At 72.5% G+C, this 13473-nt stretch carries 14 protein-coding genes; 9 read left to right on the top strand and 5 right to left on the bottom strand.

Annotation, left to right across the window (positions count from 1 at the left end; translation table 11 throughout):
* Both K7G59_RS18655 and K7G59_RS18650 read right to left on the bottom strand, forming a co-directional pair.
* On the bottom strand, positions 1 to 642 hold the full coding sequence (locus tag K7G59_RS18655; RefSeq protein WP_225835630.1) for a DedA family protein: 642 nt from the start codon (positions 640 to 642) through the stop codon (positions 1 to 3).
* Positions 639 to 1412: an MBL fold metallo-hydrolase gene (locus tag K7G59_RS18650; RefSeq protein ID WP_225835628.1), complete on the bottom strand. Its 774-nt coding sequence runs from the start codon at positions 1410 to 1412 to the stop codon at positions 639 to 641. Before K7G59_RS18650 ends, K7G59_RS18655 begins: the two co-directional genes overlap by 4 nt.
* Positions 1413 to 1495: 83 nt before the next feature.
* Here K7G59_RS18650 and K7G59_RS18645 point away from each other — a divergent pair, with 83 nt between their 5' ends.
* The 4 genes from K7G59_RS18645 (at position 1496) to dnaK (ending at position 6682) form a co-directional block, all read left to right on the top strand.
* Positions 1496 to 1927 (top strand): hypothetical protein, encoded by a 432-nt coding sequence (locus K7G59_RS18645; RefSeq protein ID WP_225835626.1) that lies wholly within the window; start codon positions 1496 to 1498, stop codon positions 1925 to 1927.
* A 107-nt stretch (positions 1928 to 2034) separates the two neighbouring features.
* Positions 2035 to 4122 carry a phage holin family protein gene (locus K7G59_RS18640; protein ID WP_225835624.1) on the top strand — a complete coding sequence of 696 codons (2088 nt, stop codon included), beginning with the start codon at positions 2035 to 2037 and terminating at the stop codon, positions 4120 to 4122.
* 120 nt (positions 4123 to 4242) lie between these two features.
* A complete protein-coding gene (locus K7G59_RS18635; RefSeq protein ID WP_225835622.1) occupies positions 4243 to 4668 on the top strand; it encodes an OsmC family protein in 426 nt (141 codons plus the stop codon).
* A 136-nt stretch (positions 4669 to 4804) separates the two neighbouring features.
* Positions 4805 to 6682, top strand: a complete 1878-nt coding sequence (gene dnaK / locus K7G59_RS18630; RefSeq protein WP_225835620.1) for a molecular chaperone DnaK — start codon at positions 4805 to 4807, stop codon at positions 6680 to 6682.
* A 33-nt stretch (positions 6683 to 6715) separates the two neighbouring features.
* Here the strand turns inward: dnaK and narJ are convergent, their stop codons facing one another.
* The 3 genes from narJ to K7G59_RS18615 form a co-directional block, all read right to left on the bottom strand.
* Positions 6716 to 7219, bottom strand: a complete 504-nt coding sequence (narJ, locus tag K7G59_RS18625) for a nitrate reductase molybdenum cofactor assembly chaperone (protein WP_225835618.1) — start codon at positions 7217 to 7219, stop codon at positions 6716 to 6718.
* 144 nt (positions 7220 to 7363) lie between these two features.
* Positions 7364 to 8227 (bottom strand): helix-turn-helix transcriptional regulator, encoded by an 864-nt coding sequence (locus K7G59_RS18620; protein ID WP_225835617.1) that lies wholly within the window; start codon positions 8225 to 8227, stop codon positions 7364 to 7366.
* 97 nt (positions 8228 to 8324) lie between these two features.
* Positions 8325 to 9155, bottom strand: a complete 831-nt coding sequence (locus K7G59_RS18615; RefSeq protein ID WP_225835616.1) for a helix-turn-helix domain-containing protein — start codon at positions 9153 to 9155, stop codon at positions 8325 to 8327.
* 193 nt (positions 9156 to 9348) lie between these two features.
* Between K7G59_RS18615 and K7G59_RS18610 the strand changes: the two genes are divergently transcribed.
* The 5 genes from K7G59_RS18610 (at position 9349) to K7G59_RS18585 (ending at position 13460) form a co-directional block, all read left to right on the top strand.
* Positions 9349 to 9654 carry a 4a-hydroxytetrahydrobiopterin dehydratase gene (locus K7G59_RS18610; protein WP_225835615.1) on the top strand — a complete coding sequence of 102 codons (306 nt, stop codon included), beginning with the start codon at positions 9349 to 9351 and terminating at the stop codon, positions 9652 to 9654.
* A gap of 5 nt (positions 9655 to 9659) precedes the next feature.
* A complete protein-coding gene (locus K7G59_RS18605) occupies positions 9660 to 10421 on the top strand; it encodes a class I SAM-dependent methyltransferase (protein WP_225835614.1) in 762 nt (253 codons plus the stop codon).
* A gap of 534 nt (positions 10422 to 10955) precedes the next feature.
* Complete coding sequence (locus K7G59_RS18595) at positions 10956 to 11882, top strand: trans-aconitate 2-methyltransferase (protein ID WP_225835613.1); 927 nt, start codon at positions 10956 to 10958, stop codon at positions 11880 to 11882.
* 121 nt (positions 11883 to 12003) lie between these two features.
* Positions 12004 to 12705: an SDR family oxidoreductase gene (locus K7G59_RS18590; protein WP_225835612.1), complete on the top strand. Its 702-nt coding sequence runs from the start codon at positions 12004 to 12006 to the stop codon at positions 12703 to 12705.
* Between the two features lie 143 nt (positions 12706 to 12848).
* Positions 12849 to 13460 carry a hypothetical protein gene (locus K7G59_RS18585; RefSeq protein ID WP_225835611.1) on the top strand — a complete coding sequence of 204 codons (612 nt, stop codon included), beginning with the start codon at positions 12849 to 12851 and terminating at the stop codon, positions 13458 to 13460.
* Positions 13461 to 13473: the final 13 nt, after the last annotated feature.

The following is a 13473-nucleotide window of genomic DNA, read 5'->3' as shown; positions in this document are numbered from 1 at the left end:
CTACCGCGCGAACCCCCGCACGCGTCGCACCACGCCCGGCGTCACACTGACCACCACCGTCAGCATGACCGCCGCGACCACCCCCTCCCACGGCTCGGGGAACAACGAGCCGCCCAGGATCCCGATCAACTGGTACGTCACCGCCCACGCCAGACACGCCGGCAGGTTTCCCCGGCTGAACCGGCTGAGCGGCCAGTCGGCCAGCAGACACGCCAGCATCACCGGGATACGGCCGGCCGGCACCAGCCGCGACAGCACCAGCACCGCCACCCCGTGCTCGGCCAGTTTCCCCTGCGCCCCCGTCAGCCGCTCCTCCGGCGCCCGGGAACGTATCGCCTCCAGCCAGCGCGAGCCACCGCGTGACCGCATCCCGCGCCGCCCCAGCCAGTACAGCGCCGCATCCCCCGCGAACGCCGCCAGCGACGCCGTCACGAACACCAGTGCCAGCGCGAACGGCGCCGCCTGATGGAACGCCACCACCGCCGCCGAACTCACCAGTGCCCCGGTCGGCACCACCGGCACCAGCGCCCCTGTCAGCACCAGCAGGAACAGGGACGGATAACCGATCGCCTGCTGCGTCGACGGCGGCACCGTCGCCGTCGACGCGGCGGCCAGCGTCGCCGCGGAGGACAGCCGGCTCACCGCGCCACCTCCAGCCGCATCCGCTCCCCGTGCCCGAGCAGGCGCACCGCCACCTGCGGCGCGGCCACGGCGGCCAGCCGTACGAACTCGTCCCCCGGCGCATGGAATTCGTGCGGGCGCACCGCGTCCATGCCGATCGGCCAGTACGTGCCGTAGTGCACCGGCACCGCGGCGCGCGGCGCCAGCCGGGCCAGTGCCTGCGCCGCCCGCCCCGCGTCCAGGTGCCCCGGCCCCAGGTACGGTCCCCAGCCGCCCACCGGCAGCAGCGCCACGTCCACCGGCCCGACCTCCTCGGCCATGGCGTCGAACAGGCCCGTGTCCCCGGCGAAGTAGGTCCGGGCCTCACCCTCGACGACGTACCCGAGCGCGGGGGAGCGGTGCGGGCCGACCGGCAGCCGTCGCCCGTCGTGCCGCGCGGACACCGCCCGCACCAGCACCCCGCCGATGCGCACCTCGTCCCCCGGGACCACCTCGGTGATCCGCAGCCCCCGCAGGCGGCGCAGACCCGGCACCGCACGCGGCGCGCCCCGGGGCACCAGCAGCCGCGCCCCCGGTGCGAGCGCCGCCAGCGACGGCACGTGCAGATGGTCGGCGTGCAGATGCGACACGAGCACCGCGTCCGCGCGGCGCGCCTGGGCGGGCGGCACGGCGCCCCGGCGGCGGCGCAGATGCGCGAGCCGGCGGGCGAACAGAGGATCGGTCAGCACCCGAGTGCCCGCGTCCTCGACCGTGCAGGTGGCGTGACCCCACCAGGTGATCTCCACCGGCACTCTCCTCGCCTCCTTCACGCGACTCCCCGAAGCCTACGGGCAGGAGTAGGGTCGGCGACGAAACCCGAGGTGAGGGGGGCGCGATGGGACAGTCGCGAGGTGCCTGCGACGGGCCCGCACCGGTGCGGGTCACCGCCATCGCGAGTCTGACACCTCTCGAGGAGCTGGAGACCGACCCCTTCCTGGTGGACTCCCGCACCCAGCACGCCATGTGCGCCCGCTGGGCCGCCGAACACGGCTACGTCATCGCCCGGGAACTCCTCCTGGGCGGACTGCGTTTCGACCACAGCGCACTGTGGGACGATGTGCGGCCCGGCGTGGACGTGTTCGTCGCCCCCAGCCGGCGCGTGCTGGCGCGCGCCCTGTCATCGGTGGAGGAGTTCACCGCCGAGTGCGCACGCCGCGGCGTGCGTGTGGAGACGGTGGGCCGTGCCGAACCGTCGTACGACGCCCAGATGAAGGCGCGGGTGCACCGCCGCCTGTCGATGCCGACGGCGGGCTACGACGGCCGCTAGGGCGTGTTCCGAAAGTCCCGCCTGCGGACGCCCCGCGCGAGCGCACCCGTGTGACAAGGTGGAGCGAGGCCGTGCGCCGAGCGGGCCGGGACGTGAGGTGTACGGGAGTGCGAGGCATACCGTGGCGGAGGGCTGCCAGCCAGATCGGACGGAGTGTCACGGTGTGGGCGGTCTCCACACTCACCATGCTCGTGCTCGCCGGCCTCCTGCCCGACTTCCGGCTCCAGTCGCCCGACGGCGACAGCGTCACCCGGATCGCGGTCACCGCCGCGTGCGGCGCCGGCGCCTTCGGTGTGCTCTCCGTCCTGGTCTGGCCCCTCCTGGTGCGGCTGCTGCTGCTCGTCCCCGCCCTCGTGCTCGGCCTGCTGGTGTTCTTCCTCAACGGCTCCCTGCTGCTGCTCGCCCTGCGCCTGAACCCCTCCGGCCGGGGTGAGGCCGCACCGGAGACCGCCGTCATGGTGGCCGCCGTGATGTCCGCCGTCGCCTCGGCCACCGGCGCCGCCCTCGCCGTACGCGACGACGAGGCCTACCGCCGCCGTCTCCACCGGCTCGCCACCCGCCGCCGCGGCACCGGTCCGCCCTGCCCGACCGCACCCGCCCTGGTCTTCGTACAGCTCGACGGCGTCGGCCACGACGTCCTCAGCGACGCGGTCGGCAAGGGTCTGATGCCGACCGTCGCCCGCTGGCTGTCGGCCGGCGACGGCACACCCCCCACTCACCGGCTCACCCGCTGGCGCACCGACTGGTCCAGCCAGACCGGGGCCAGCCAGCTGGGCATCCTGCACGGCAGCACCTTCGACGTGCCCGCCTTCCGCTGGTACGAGAAGGACCGGGGCGAGGTGATGGTCTGCAACCGCCCGACCAGCGCCGCCGAACTGCAACGCCGCGCCGTACGGCACACCGGTGACAGCGGACTGCTCGCCGTCGACGGCGCCAGCCGCGGCAACCTGTTCAGCGGCGGCGCCGGTGAACAGGCCCTCGTCCTGTCCATCGCCACCCGCCGCCGCGGCCGGGAGAACCGTTCCCGCGCCGGCTACTTCGCCTACTTCTCCGACCCGGCCAACGCCGTCCGTACCGCCCTGTCCTTCATCGCCGAAGTCGTCCGCGAGATCGCCCAGTCCGCCCGCGCCCGCATCGGCAGGCAGCGCCCGAGGGTCTCACGCGGCGGCCTGTACCCCTTCGTCCGCGCCTTCGCCACCGTCGTGGAACGCGACGTGGTCGTCGCCGCCGTCATGGGCGACATGCTCGCCGGCCGCGCCGCCGTCTACGCCGACCTCGTCGCCTATGACGAGGTCGCCCACCACTCCGGCCCGCGCAGCCGCGACGCCGAGAAGGTCCTGCAACGCCTCGACCGCTGCCTCGCGCTCATCGAGAGGGTCGCCGAACACGCCCCCCGCCCCTACCGCCTCGTCGTCCTCTCCGACCACGGTCAGAGCCCCGGCGAAACCTTCCGCGCCCGCTACGGCCTCACCCTCGCCGACCTGGTCCGGGCCGGCTGCGGACTGCCCGTGCCCCGCCGCGCCGAGCGAACCCGCAGCGGCGCCGAGGCCCGCGCCGCCGTACGCGCCGCACTGCGCCGCCCGGTCGAGGAGCGCGGCGAACACCACCGCCCCTCGCGCCGCCGCGAACCCGTCGTGCTGGCCTCCGGCAACCTCGGCCTCGTCTCCTTCCCCGACGTACCGCACCGCATGACCAAGGAGGAGATCGACGCCCGCCACCCCGCCCTGCTCACCACCCTCGCCCATCATCCCGGCGTCGGCTTCCTCCTGGTGCGCAGCGCGGAACACGACGGTGTGGTCCTCGGCCCCCACGGCACCGAGATCCCCCTGGCCGCACTGCACGAGGAGCCCGGTCCGCTGGCCCGCTTCGGCCTCGGCGCCGCCGACGCCGTACGCCGCACCCACACCTTTCCGCACGCCGCCGACATCATGGTGAACTCGGCCCACGACCCCGCCGACGGCGAAGTCCTCTGCTTCGAGGAACAGATCGGCTCCCACGGCGGCCTCGGCGGCGCCCAGTCCCATCCGTTCCTGCTCTCCCCGCTCACCCTGACCCCGCCGACGGGCCCGGACGAGGAGCTGGTCGGTGCCGAGCACGTGCACAGCGTCCTGCGCCGCTGGCTGCAGGAGCTGAACGCACCGGGGCTGCCGCTCACCGCCCCCGCGCAGGACGCGGAGGATGAGCAGGCCGCCTGAACCGGCCCGGACCGCGACACATCCCGTTCACCGCGTGTGGACCGGTCTTGCGGGTGCGCGGAGCCCGGATGTGATCGGATGGGGCCCCGGAAACCAGTACCACACGTGAAAGGAACAGTCGTGGCAACCACGCGCACCGCACACACCGTCTGGGAAGGCAATCTGCTCGAGGGCAGCGGCACCGTCACCTTCGACTCCTCCGGCATCCCCGCGCAGCCGGTGTCGTGGCCGTCGCGCGCCGAGCAGGCGAACGGCAGGACCAGCCCCGAGGAGCTGATCGCCGCCGCCCACTCGAGCTGCTTCTCCATGGCTCTCTCCCACGGGCTGACCGGCGCCGGCACCCCGCCCACCCGGCTGGAGACCAAGGCCGACGTCACCTTCCAGCCCGGCGAGGGCATCACCGGCATCCACATCACCGTCCGCGGCGAGGTCCCCGGCCTCGACGAGGAGGGCTTCGCGTCGGCCGCCGAGGACGCCAAGAAGAACTGCCCGGTCAGCCAGGCCCTGGCCGGTACGACGATCACCCTGACCGCCGAGCTGGCCTGACCGCCGGGCCGGACCAGGTCCGCACCTCCCCGCGATGCCGCGTTCCCGCCCGGGGCGCGGCATCGCCGCATTGACAACGCCGCACGCACGTTCTGTGCTGGAAGGGCAGCGGGCGCCCTGGCGGAAGGGGACGGCGATGGCACGTGCGGTCGGTATCGATCTCGGGACGACGAACTCGGTGGTGGCCGTGCTGGAAGGCGGCGAGCCCACCGTCGTGACCAACGCCGAGGGTGCACGGACCACGCCCTCGGTGATCGCGTTCGCGAAGAACGGCGAGGTGCTGGTCGGCGAGGTCGCCAAGCGGCAGGCGGTGACGAACGTGGAGCGCACCGCGCGCTCCGTCAAACGTCACATGGGCGACGCGAACTGGCGCTTCCCCGAGCAGGGCAGTATCGACGGGACCCGGCTGCGGGCCCAGGAACTGTCGGCGCGGGTGCTGCAGAAGCTGAAGCGGGACGCGGAGGCCTACCTCGGCGAGGAGGTCACCGACGCGGTGATCACCGTACCCGCGTACTTCGACGACGCCCAGCGGCAGGCGACCAAGGAGGCCGGGGAGATCGCCGGGCTGAAGGTGCTCAGGATCATCAACGAGCCCACCGCCGCCGCCCTCGCCTACGGCCTGGACCGCGGCGAGGAGCAGACGGTCCTCGTCTTCGACCTGGGCGGAGGCACCTTCGACGTGTCCCTGCTGGAGATCGGCGAAGGCGTCATCGAGGTCAAGGCCACCAACGGCGACACCCACCTCGGCGGCGACGACTGGGACCAGCGGATCGTCGACCACCTGGTCAAGCGGTTCAAGGGCCAGTACGGCATCGATCTCGCGGCCGACAAGATGGCGGTGCAGCGACTGCGGGAGGCCGCCGAGAAGGCCAAGATCGAACTGTCCTCGTCGTCGGAGACCAACATCAACCTGCCCTACATCACGGCCTCCGCCGAAGGCCCCCTGCACCTGGAGGAGAAGCTGACGCGCGCGCAGTTCCAGGAGCTGACCGCGGACCTGCTGGAGCGCTGCAAGAAACCCTTCCATCAGGCCGTCGAGGACGCCGGGATCCAGCTGTCCGCCATCGACCACGTCATCCTGGTCGGCGGCTCCACCCGGATGCCCGCCGTCACGGACCTGGTCCGCCAGCTCACCGGCAAGGACCCGCACAAGGGCGTCAACCCCGACGAGGTGGTCGCCGTCGGCGCGGCACTGCAGGCGGGCGTGCTGCGCGGCGACGTCAAGGACGTCCTGCTCCTCGACGTCACCCCGCTGTCCCTGGGCATCGAGACCAAGGGCGGCATCATGACCAAGCTGATCGAACGCAACACCACGATCCCGACCCGCCGCTCCGAGATCTTCACCACCGCAACCGACAACCAGCCCTCGGTCGGCATCCAGGTCTACCAGGGCGAACGCGAGATCGCCGCCTACAACAAGAAGCTCGGCGTCTTCGACCTCACGGGTCTGCCGCCCGCCCCGCGCGGCGTGCCCCAGATCGAGGTCGCCTTCGACATCGACGCCAACGGGATCATGCACGTCTCCGCCAAGGACCTCGCCACCGGCCGGGAACAGAAGATGACCGTCACCGGCGGCTCCGCCCTCCCCAAGGAGGACATCGACCGCATGATGCGGGACGCCGAGCAGTACGCCGAGGAGGACCGCAAACGCCGCGAGGCCGCCGAGACCCGCAACCAGGCCGAACAACTCGTCTACCAGACCGAGAAGTTCCTCCGCGACAACGAGGAACGGGTCCCCGCCGGCACCCGCGGCGAGGTCGAGGAGGCGGTCACGGAACTGAAGAACCTGCTGGAGCACAATGCCGAGACCGCGGCACTGCGTACCGGGGTCGAGAAACTCGCCACCGTCAGCCAGAAGATGGGACAGGCCATGTACGAGTCGGCGTCGGCGTCCGCCGCCGCGTCCGGCGGCCCGTCCGGCCCGTCCGGCGCGCAGGGCACGTCCGACGAGGAAGGCGTGGTCGACGCGGAGATCGTCGACGACGAACGGGAGGACAAGGGCGGGGCGGCCTGACGCCCGACCCTCCAGCCGCCCCGCGAACAGCCCTCATGGGCGCATCCCGGTCCGTCCGCTGCGTACGGTCGGCAGTGCGGCGCACACCGCGTCCAGCACGGCGGCATACGGTGTGCCGTGTCCGGTCAACCGGCGACGCAGCCGTTCCAGGCCGTCGCGGTACTCGGTCAGCAGCTCGGTGTCGCCGGTGCGGGCCGTGAACTCCAGCACCGCCGGCAGGAAGTCCGGCAGTTCCTCGCCGCTCAACTCCAGCCCGTGCGCACGGTAGGCGTCCTTGAAGCGGCCCAGGGACATACCGTGGTGCCGGGTGTCGCCGTCGTGCCACCGGCTCAGGTACAGGCTGTGCCGGCTTTTGGAGTCGAAGACCTCCGCATAGTGGGCGGCCAGCTCCTGCGGCGGGGTGAGGGCCGCGTGGTCGGTGAACCTCCGTAACTGGGGGGCGGCTTCGCGCAGCAGCTGCAGCCGGGCGAAGAAGTCCTCGTCCGGGTAGGTGAGACAGAGCGCAGCCGCCTGGTACAGCACCGCGTCCGAGGGCATCGGGCCTCCCGCACGTCGTCGGCTGCGCCGGCGGTCCGCCGCCCGCGCAGCACGTGGAAGTTCGTCACCCCGTGGTTCTGAACCTAGGGGGGAGCACGGGAACGCACTCGCTCAGACCGTCCGTACGGGTCAGGGCGGCGGACGTCACAGGTTCGCGCGGTGCTCCCACAGGATCTTCTTCGTGCGCTGCGCGGACGCGGCCCGCGCCGTCATGTGGTCCAGCACCTCCAGATGCGCGGAGACCTCCCGGCGGGAGTCCAGATACAGCGCACCGGTCAGGTACTCGGTGAACACCATGTCCGGCAGCTCCGGCTCGGCGAACCGGAACAGCGTGAACGGCGCGTACGTCCCCGGATGCGGGCCCGCCGCGAACTCGGCCAGCTGGAGGGTGACCCGGTCCCGCTCCGCGTACTCCAGCAGCCGGTCCACCTGCTTGCGCATCACCTCGGCGCGCATGCTCACCGGACGCCGCAGCACGGTCTCGTCCATGATCACCCACAGATGCGGAGGATCGTCCCGCTCCAGCAGCCGCTGCCGCTCCATGCGCAGCGACACATGCCGTTCGATCGTCTCCGGCCCGGTCTGCCCGATCGTGCCGGCCTCCAGCACCGCCCGTGCGTACTCCTCCGTCTGCAGCAGGCCGGGCACGAAGTGCGGTTCGTACGAGCGTACGATCCGGGCGGCGCCTTCCAGGCTCACGTACAGGCTGAACCAGTCCGGCAGCACATCGTGGAACCGCTGCCACCACCCCGGCTGGTTCGCCTCCTCCGCCAGCCGGACGAACGCCTCCGCCTCCTCGGGGGGCACGCCGTACGCGGACAGCAGCACCTGCACGTACGGGATCTTCAGCGTGACCTCGGCCATCTCCATCCGCCGTACGGTCGCCGACGCGACCCGCAGGACGTGCGCGGCCTCCTCCCGGCTGAGTCCGGCCGCCTCCCGCAGTTCCTGCAACCGCTTGCCGAGCACCACCTGGCCCACCGTGGGCGCGGCCCGCCGCTCACTCAACGCCACGCCCTCCCCAACGCGCCGAATTACCCCGGGCAGTGTGTCATGCGGACGCCGTTTCGCACACGCTCTCGGCACCGGTCCGAACAGGGAAAGGTCAACCGATCAGCGCATGCAGGTAGGTGGTGGTCGCCCGGTCCGCCGGCAGGAACGTCTCGATGGCCAGCTCGGAGACCGTGACGTCCATCGGTGTGTTGAACGTCGAGATCGACGACACGAACGACAGCACCCGCCCGTCGTGCTCGATCTGCAACGGCAACGCGAAGTACGGCACCGGCTCCGCCGGTTCGCCGCCGCAGGCGTCCTCGGGCACCGGATAGCCGGCGACCTCCTCGTACAGGGCACGCAGCGCATCCGAGCGGTACAGGGCGATCTCCCGCTCCATCTGCGCCAGCAAGTGCCCGCGCCACTCCCGCAGATTACGGATCCGCGGCGCCAGGCCCTCGGGGTGCAGCGTCAGCCGCATCGCGTTCGGCGCCGGTGTCATGAGCTCTGCCGGCACCCCCTCCAACAGCATCGCGATGCCCCGGTTGGCGGCGACCACCGTGTATCCGGCGTCGACCACCAGCGCCGGATACGGCTCGTAGCCGCGGATGAGACGCTCCATGCCGTCGCGCAACGCGTCCAGCGAGGGATCGTCCAGCGGTGTCTCCGGGTAGTGCGGGGCGTAACCGGCCGCCAGCAGCAGGGCGTTGCGCTCCCGCACCGGCACGTCCAGATGCTCGGCCAGCCGCAGCACCATCTCCTCACTCGGCCGGGAGCGGCCCGTCTCGATGAAACTGATGTGCCGGGCCGAGGAGTCCGCGCGCAGCGCCAACTCCAGCTGAGAGATCCGGCGCCGCTCCCGCCAGGCGCGCAGCAGCGGGCCGACGCCCTTGTCCGTGGGGGCGGTTGCCGAGGGAGACGGACCGATCGCGACAATGCTCATGCAGTCGACCGTACTCGCACACGCACCGGAGGTCAGCGACAGGTCGTGGACCACAGAGCGACGGTCGGTGCGCGGTGGACGGTCGGCGGTGTACGGCAGCCCGCTCCACCGGGAGCCGAACGCAGCAGGCCGTAGGCAGGCCGGTCGTGGCAGGCTGGGGCGGGGACCCGACCGCCACGAAGGGAGACAGGCCATGGCCGTCGAACCGCTGTCGCCGAAGGAGATCGAGGACCGGCTGGCCGGGCTGTCCGGCTGGTCGGTGGACGGCGACCGCCTCACCCGCAGCTACCGGCTCGGCTCGCACGTCGCCGCCGCGGCACTGGTCGCGCACATCGCCGCCATCCAGGACGAGCTGGACCACCACAGCGACCTCACCCTCGGCTACAACACCGTCTCCCTCAGCGTGAACACACACAGCGCGGGGGGTGTCGTCACTGCGAAGGACTTCGCGCTCGCCCGCAGGGTGGAGGACATCGCTCCAGGCCACGGGGCACACTGAGGGGCGTGTTGGACTACGACAAAGAAGCCCGGGCCTACGACGCCTCCCGCGGCGGCGAGCCCCGTGCGCAAGCGGCGGCCGAGGCCGTCCTGCGCCTGCTGCCCGACCGGTCCGGGGACGCTCCGGGCCGTCTCCTCGACGTCGCCTGCGGCACCGGGATCGTCACCCGGCGGCTCGTCGAGGCGAGGCCGGATCTGCGGGTGGCGGGCGCGGACCTCGCCCCCGCCATGACCCGGATGGCCGCGGCCCGCCTTCCCGGCGCCGTCCTCACGGCCGACAGCCGTCGGCTGCCGTTCGCCGACGCGACCTTCGACGCGGTCACCAGCGTCTGGCTGCTGCACCTGCTGGAGGACGCCGCCGACGTCCGCGCCATCGTCGCCGAGTGCGCTCGCGTCCTTCGGCCCGGCGGGGTCTACGTCACCACCGTCGACAAGACCGACGCGCACGACGTCGGCAGCGACATCGACGCCGTCCTCGCCCGGCGTCCCGGCGTCCCCGCCCAGGACGCCGGCGACACCGTCGCCGCGTACGCCGCCGAGCATGCGCTGGCCCCCGCCGGGCAGGCCACCTTCCCCGGCGTCGGACAGGGCCGCAGCCCCCGTTCCGCCATCGGCGATCTGCGCCGGGGCTGGTTCACCCTCCTGCCGCCCGGTGATCCGCGCATCGAGGAGTTCGCCGCGGAGCTGTCCCTCCTCCCGGACCAGGACCGCCCGCGCCCCGACCCGCGGTTCACCGTGCGGGCATTCCGTAAGCCGCCCGCCGGGTGACGAACGGCGCCTGTCAGTGCCGGCACCCGGCCGTGATACCGCGGATCCCGCGCACGGTGGGGGGTCGTCCAGCTCGTGATCCACGACCTGCCGGGCCGCGACCGCGCCGCCCTCGCCTCGAACGGCGAACTCGGCCCCACCGAGATCGACAAGTACCACGGCACCTCCGTGCGCCGGTCGAAGTGGGTCGACCGGAACCGCTACGTCGACGAGCTGTCCTTCGACCAGGCCTTCCGCAGCCAACTGGCCTCGCCGGCTTCAACTCGGACATCGGCATGCGCATCGACCCGCCGCTGTCCTGACCGGCTGAGACTCCGCCGGGGTCGGACCCCGCCCAGGGACAGACCCCGGCGGATCGCGCGCTCCACGGCCGAACGGTCCCCGTCTGCCCGCTCCGGCCGGTCGTTCCTGCCCGGCCGGACTTGCCGTTACCTCACCTTTCGCCCACCCGTTTTTGCCGTACCGGCAACAGAACCGGCTTCCGCCCGGTGTGCCGTCGCACGATGACCGCATCCGGAAGAGAGGCTGAACATCATGGAGTACGAGCACGAGCAGCACCCGCACACGCCGGGCCACACGAACGAACACCAGCACCAGCACCAGCACGGGCACGGGGACGCCGACATCGACTGGAACGAACTGGGCCCCCTGCTGGAGGCGCAGGCCGAGCTGTTCACCCCCGTCTACGAGCGGGCCATGGCCTGGCTCGGGCAGGAAGTGACCAAGCCCGCGCTGATCGTGGACGCGGGCAGCGGACCCGGCGTCGTCGCCTGCCTGTTCGCGGAGGCCTTCCCCGGGGCCGAGGTCGTCGCCGTCGACGGCACCGCGCCGCTGCTGGAGCGCGCCCGCGCCCGCGCCGCGCACCAGGGGGTGGCCGACCGGTTCGACACCCTCGCCGGTGAACTGCCCGCCGTCCTGGACGAGCTGGACCACCCGGTCGACCTGCTGTGGGCCAGCCGCAGCCTGCACCACCTCGGCGACCAGCAGGCCGCGCTCACCGCCTTCGCCGCCCACCTCGCCCCCGGCGGCACCCTCGCCCTCCTCGAAGGCGGACTGCCCTCGCGCTTCCTGCCCCGGGACATCGGCATCGGCCGGCCCGGACTCCAGGCCAGGCTCGACGCGCTGGAGGAGGAGTGGTTCGCCCGCATGCGGGACGGTCTGCCCGGGTCCGTCTCCGTCACCGAGGACTGGCCGGCGCTGCTGACCTCCGCGGGCCTCGAGCACCCCCGCACCCGCAGCTTCCTCCTGGACCTGCCCGCCCCCGCGCCCGACCGCGCCCGCGCCTACGTCGCCGCCTCCCTCGCCCGCCTGCGCGACGCCTTCACCGACACGCTGGAGGCCGAGGACATGGCCACCCTGGGCCGTCTGCTCGACCCGGCCGACCCGGCGAGCGTGCACCGCAGGCCCGACGTGTTCCTGCTGGGCGCGTACACGGTGCACACGGCGGTCCGACCGGCGTAGACCCCCTCCGGCCGGCGCGGGCGACGGCGGCACGGCGGCACCTTGACTTCGAGCGCTCTCCAAGTGGTGGACTCTGCGACGCACATCCATGCGGAACGGCTCAGGACAACAGGGGGTATCCATGAACGACGCGCCGGTTGCGCTCATCACGGGAGGCGGCAGCGGTATCGGAGCCGCCGTCGCCCGGCAACTGCTGGATTCCGGATACCGGGTCACCGTCACCGGACGAGGCCAGGCGCGGCTGCGGGACTTCGCCGAGCGGATGGGCCATCCCAAGGAACTTCAGACGGTCGTCGGTGACGCGTCCGCATTCGACGACATACAGAATGCGGTCGACCGCACCCTGGAGGCGTACGGTCGACTCGACACGGTCGTCGCCAACGCCGGCTTCGCCACCCACGACACGGTCGCCGACGGCGACCCGGCCGGCTGGACCGAGATGGTGCTCACCAATGTCCTCGGTCCCGCCCTCCTCGTCCGGGCCTCCGTCGACGCGCTGAAGGAGACCCGCGGGCGGATCGTGCTCATCGGCAGCGTCGCCGGATTCGTGAACACCCCCGGCAACGTCTACGGCGCCACCAAGTGGGCGGTGACCGGTCTCGCGGAGAACACCCGGCGTCAGGTCACCGAGTTCGGTATCGGCGTCACGCTCGTCGCACCCGGCCGGGTGGAGACCCCCTTCTGGGACGGGCTCGGCACCCTGCCGCCAGGCCGGCTGCTCACCGCCGACCAGATCGCCGACTCCGTCGTGTGGGCGATCCGGCAGCCGGACGGGGTCGACGTCAACACCGTGGTCGTGCGCCCGCTGGGCCAGCCCAACTGACACAGGCTCCCTCGGCGACGTGCGCATTGCGGCGCTCAGCCGCCCGGGCAAGACTGGAGAGAGCGAACGGTCCGGACATGTCCGCCGCTGTCGCCGGGCATGTCGGCCGCCGCCCAGGGCGCGGTCCCGGGAGGAGTGGCGTCATGTTCGTACGCGCGGTGTACGCGACCGGCGATCCGGCCAGGCTCGACACGGCCGTCCGGTCCCTGAACAGCCAGGGCCGCGACCTGCTCGAGGGCCGGCCCGGCTACCGGGGCGCGGGCGTCTTCGTCGATCGTGGCCTCGGCAAACTGTTCGCCGTGAGCTGGTGGGAGACCGAGGAGGCCCGGCGCAACAGCGACGAGGTGATGCGCGTGCGCAGGTCCGCGCTGATGGACCCCTTCGCCGGGACCGTGGCGGTCGAGAACTACGAGGCTCCCGTCTTCCACGCGCTGCCGCACCCCACCACCGGCGGCGGACTGCGCATGTCGCGCGTGGAGTTCGACACCGCGGACGCGGACCTGTTCACCGAAACCTTCCGCGGCACGGTGGTGCCCCGGCTGGAGGCGCTGCCCGGACTGTCCCGGGCGGCCCTGCTGCTGGACCGGGAGCGCGGGCGCGGCCTCGTGGGCGTGCTCTTCACCGACCGGCCCTCCCTCGTGGCCTCCCGCGCCGGTCAGGCCGCCGTCCGGCGCGAGGGCGCGGCCAAGGCGCGCGTCACGGTCGTCGGCCTGGAGGAGTTCGAGGTCGTGCACGCGGACGCGCGGGCCGACTGACGCAACAACCGGG

Origin of the sequence: Streptomyces sp. NK08204 (genome assembly GCF_020400585.1) — a bacterium.
Classification (GTDB): Bacteria; Actinomycetota; Actinomycetes; order Streptomycetales; family Streptomycetaceae; genus Streptomyces.
This window is presented reverse-complemented; position numbering and strand designations above follow the sequence as displayed.

Excerpts from the sequence above, each read along its gene's own strand:
- K7G59_RS18645 (WP_225835626.1), top strand. The coding sequence starts at position 1,496 with ATGGGACAGTCGCGAGGTGCCTGCGACGGGCCCGCACCGGTGCGGGTC.
- dnaK (WP_225835620.1), top strand. The coding sequence starts at position 4,805 with ATGGCACGTGCGGTCGGTATCGATCTCGGGACGACGAACTCGGTGGTG.
- narJ (WP_225835618.1), bottom strand. The coding sequence starts at position 7,219 with ATGCCCTCGGACGCGGTGCTGTACCAGGCGGCTGCGCTCTGTCTCACC.
- K7G59_RS18615 (WP_225835616.1), bottom strand. The coding sequence starts at position 9,155 with ATGAGCATTGTCGCGATCGGTCCGTCTCCCTCGGCAACCGCCCCCACG.
- K7G59_RS18610 (WP_225835615.1), top strand. The coding sequence starts at position 9,349 with ATGGCCGTCGAACCGCTGTCGCCGAAGGAGATCGAGGACCGGCTGGCC.
- K7G59_RS18595 (WP_225835613.1), top strand. The coding sequence starts at position 10,956 with ATGGAGTACGAGCACGAGCAGCACCCGCACACGCCGGGCCACACGAAC.
- K7G59_RS18590 (WP_225835612.1), top strand. The coding sequence starts at position 12,004 with ATGAACGACGCGCCGGTTGCGCTCATCACGGGAGGCGGCAGCGGTATC.
- K7G59_RS18585 (WP_225835611.1), top strand. The coding sequence starts at position 12,849 with ATGTTCGTACGCGCGGTGTACGCGACCGGCGATCCGGCCAGGCTCGAC.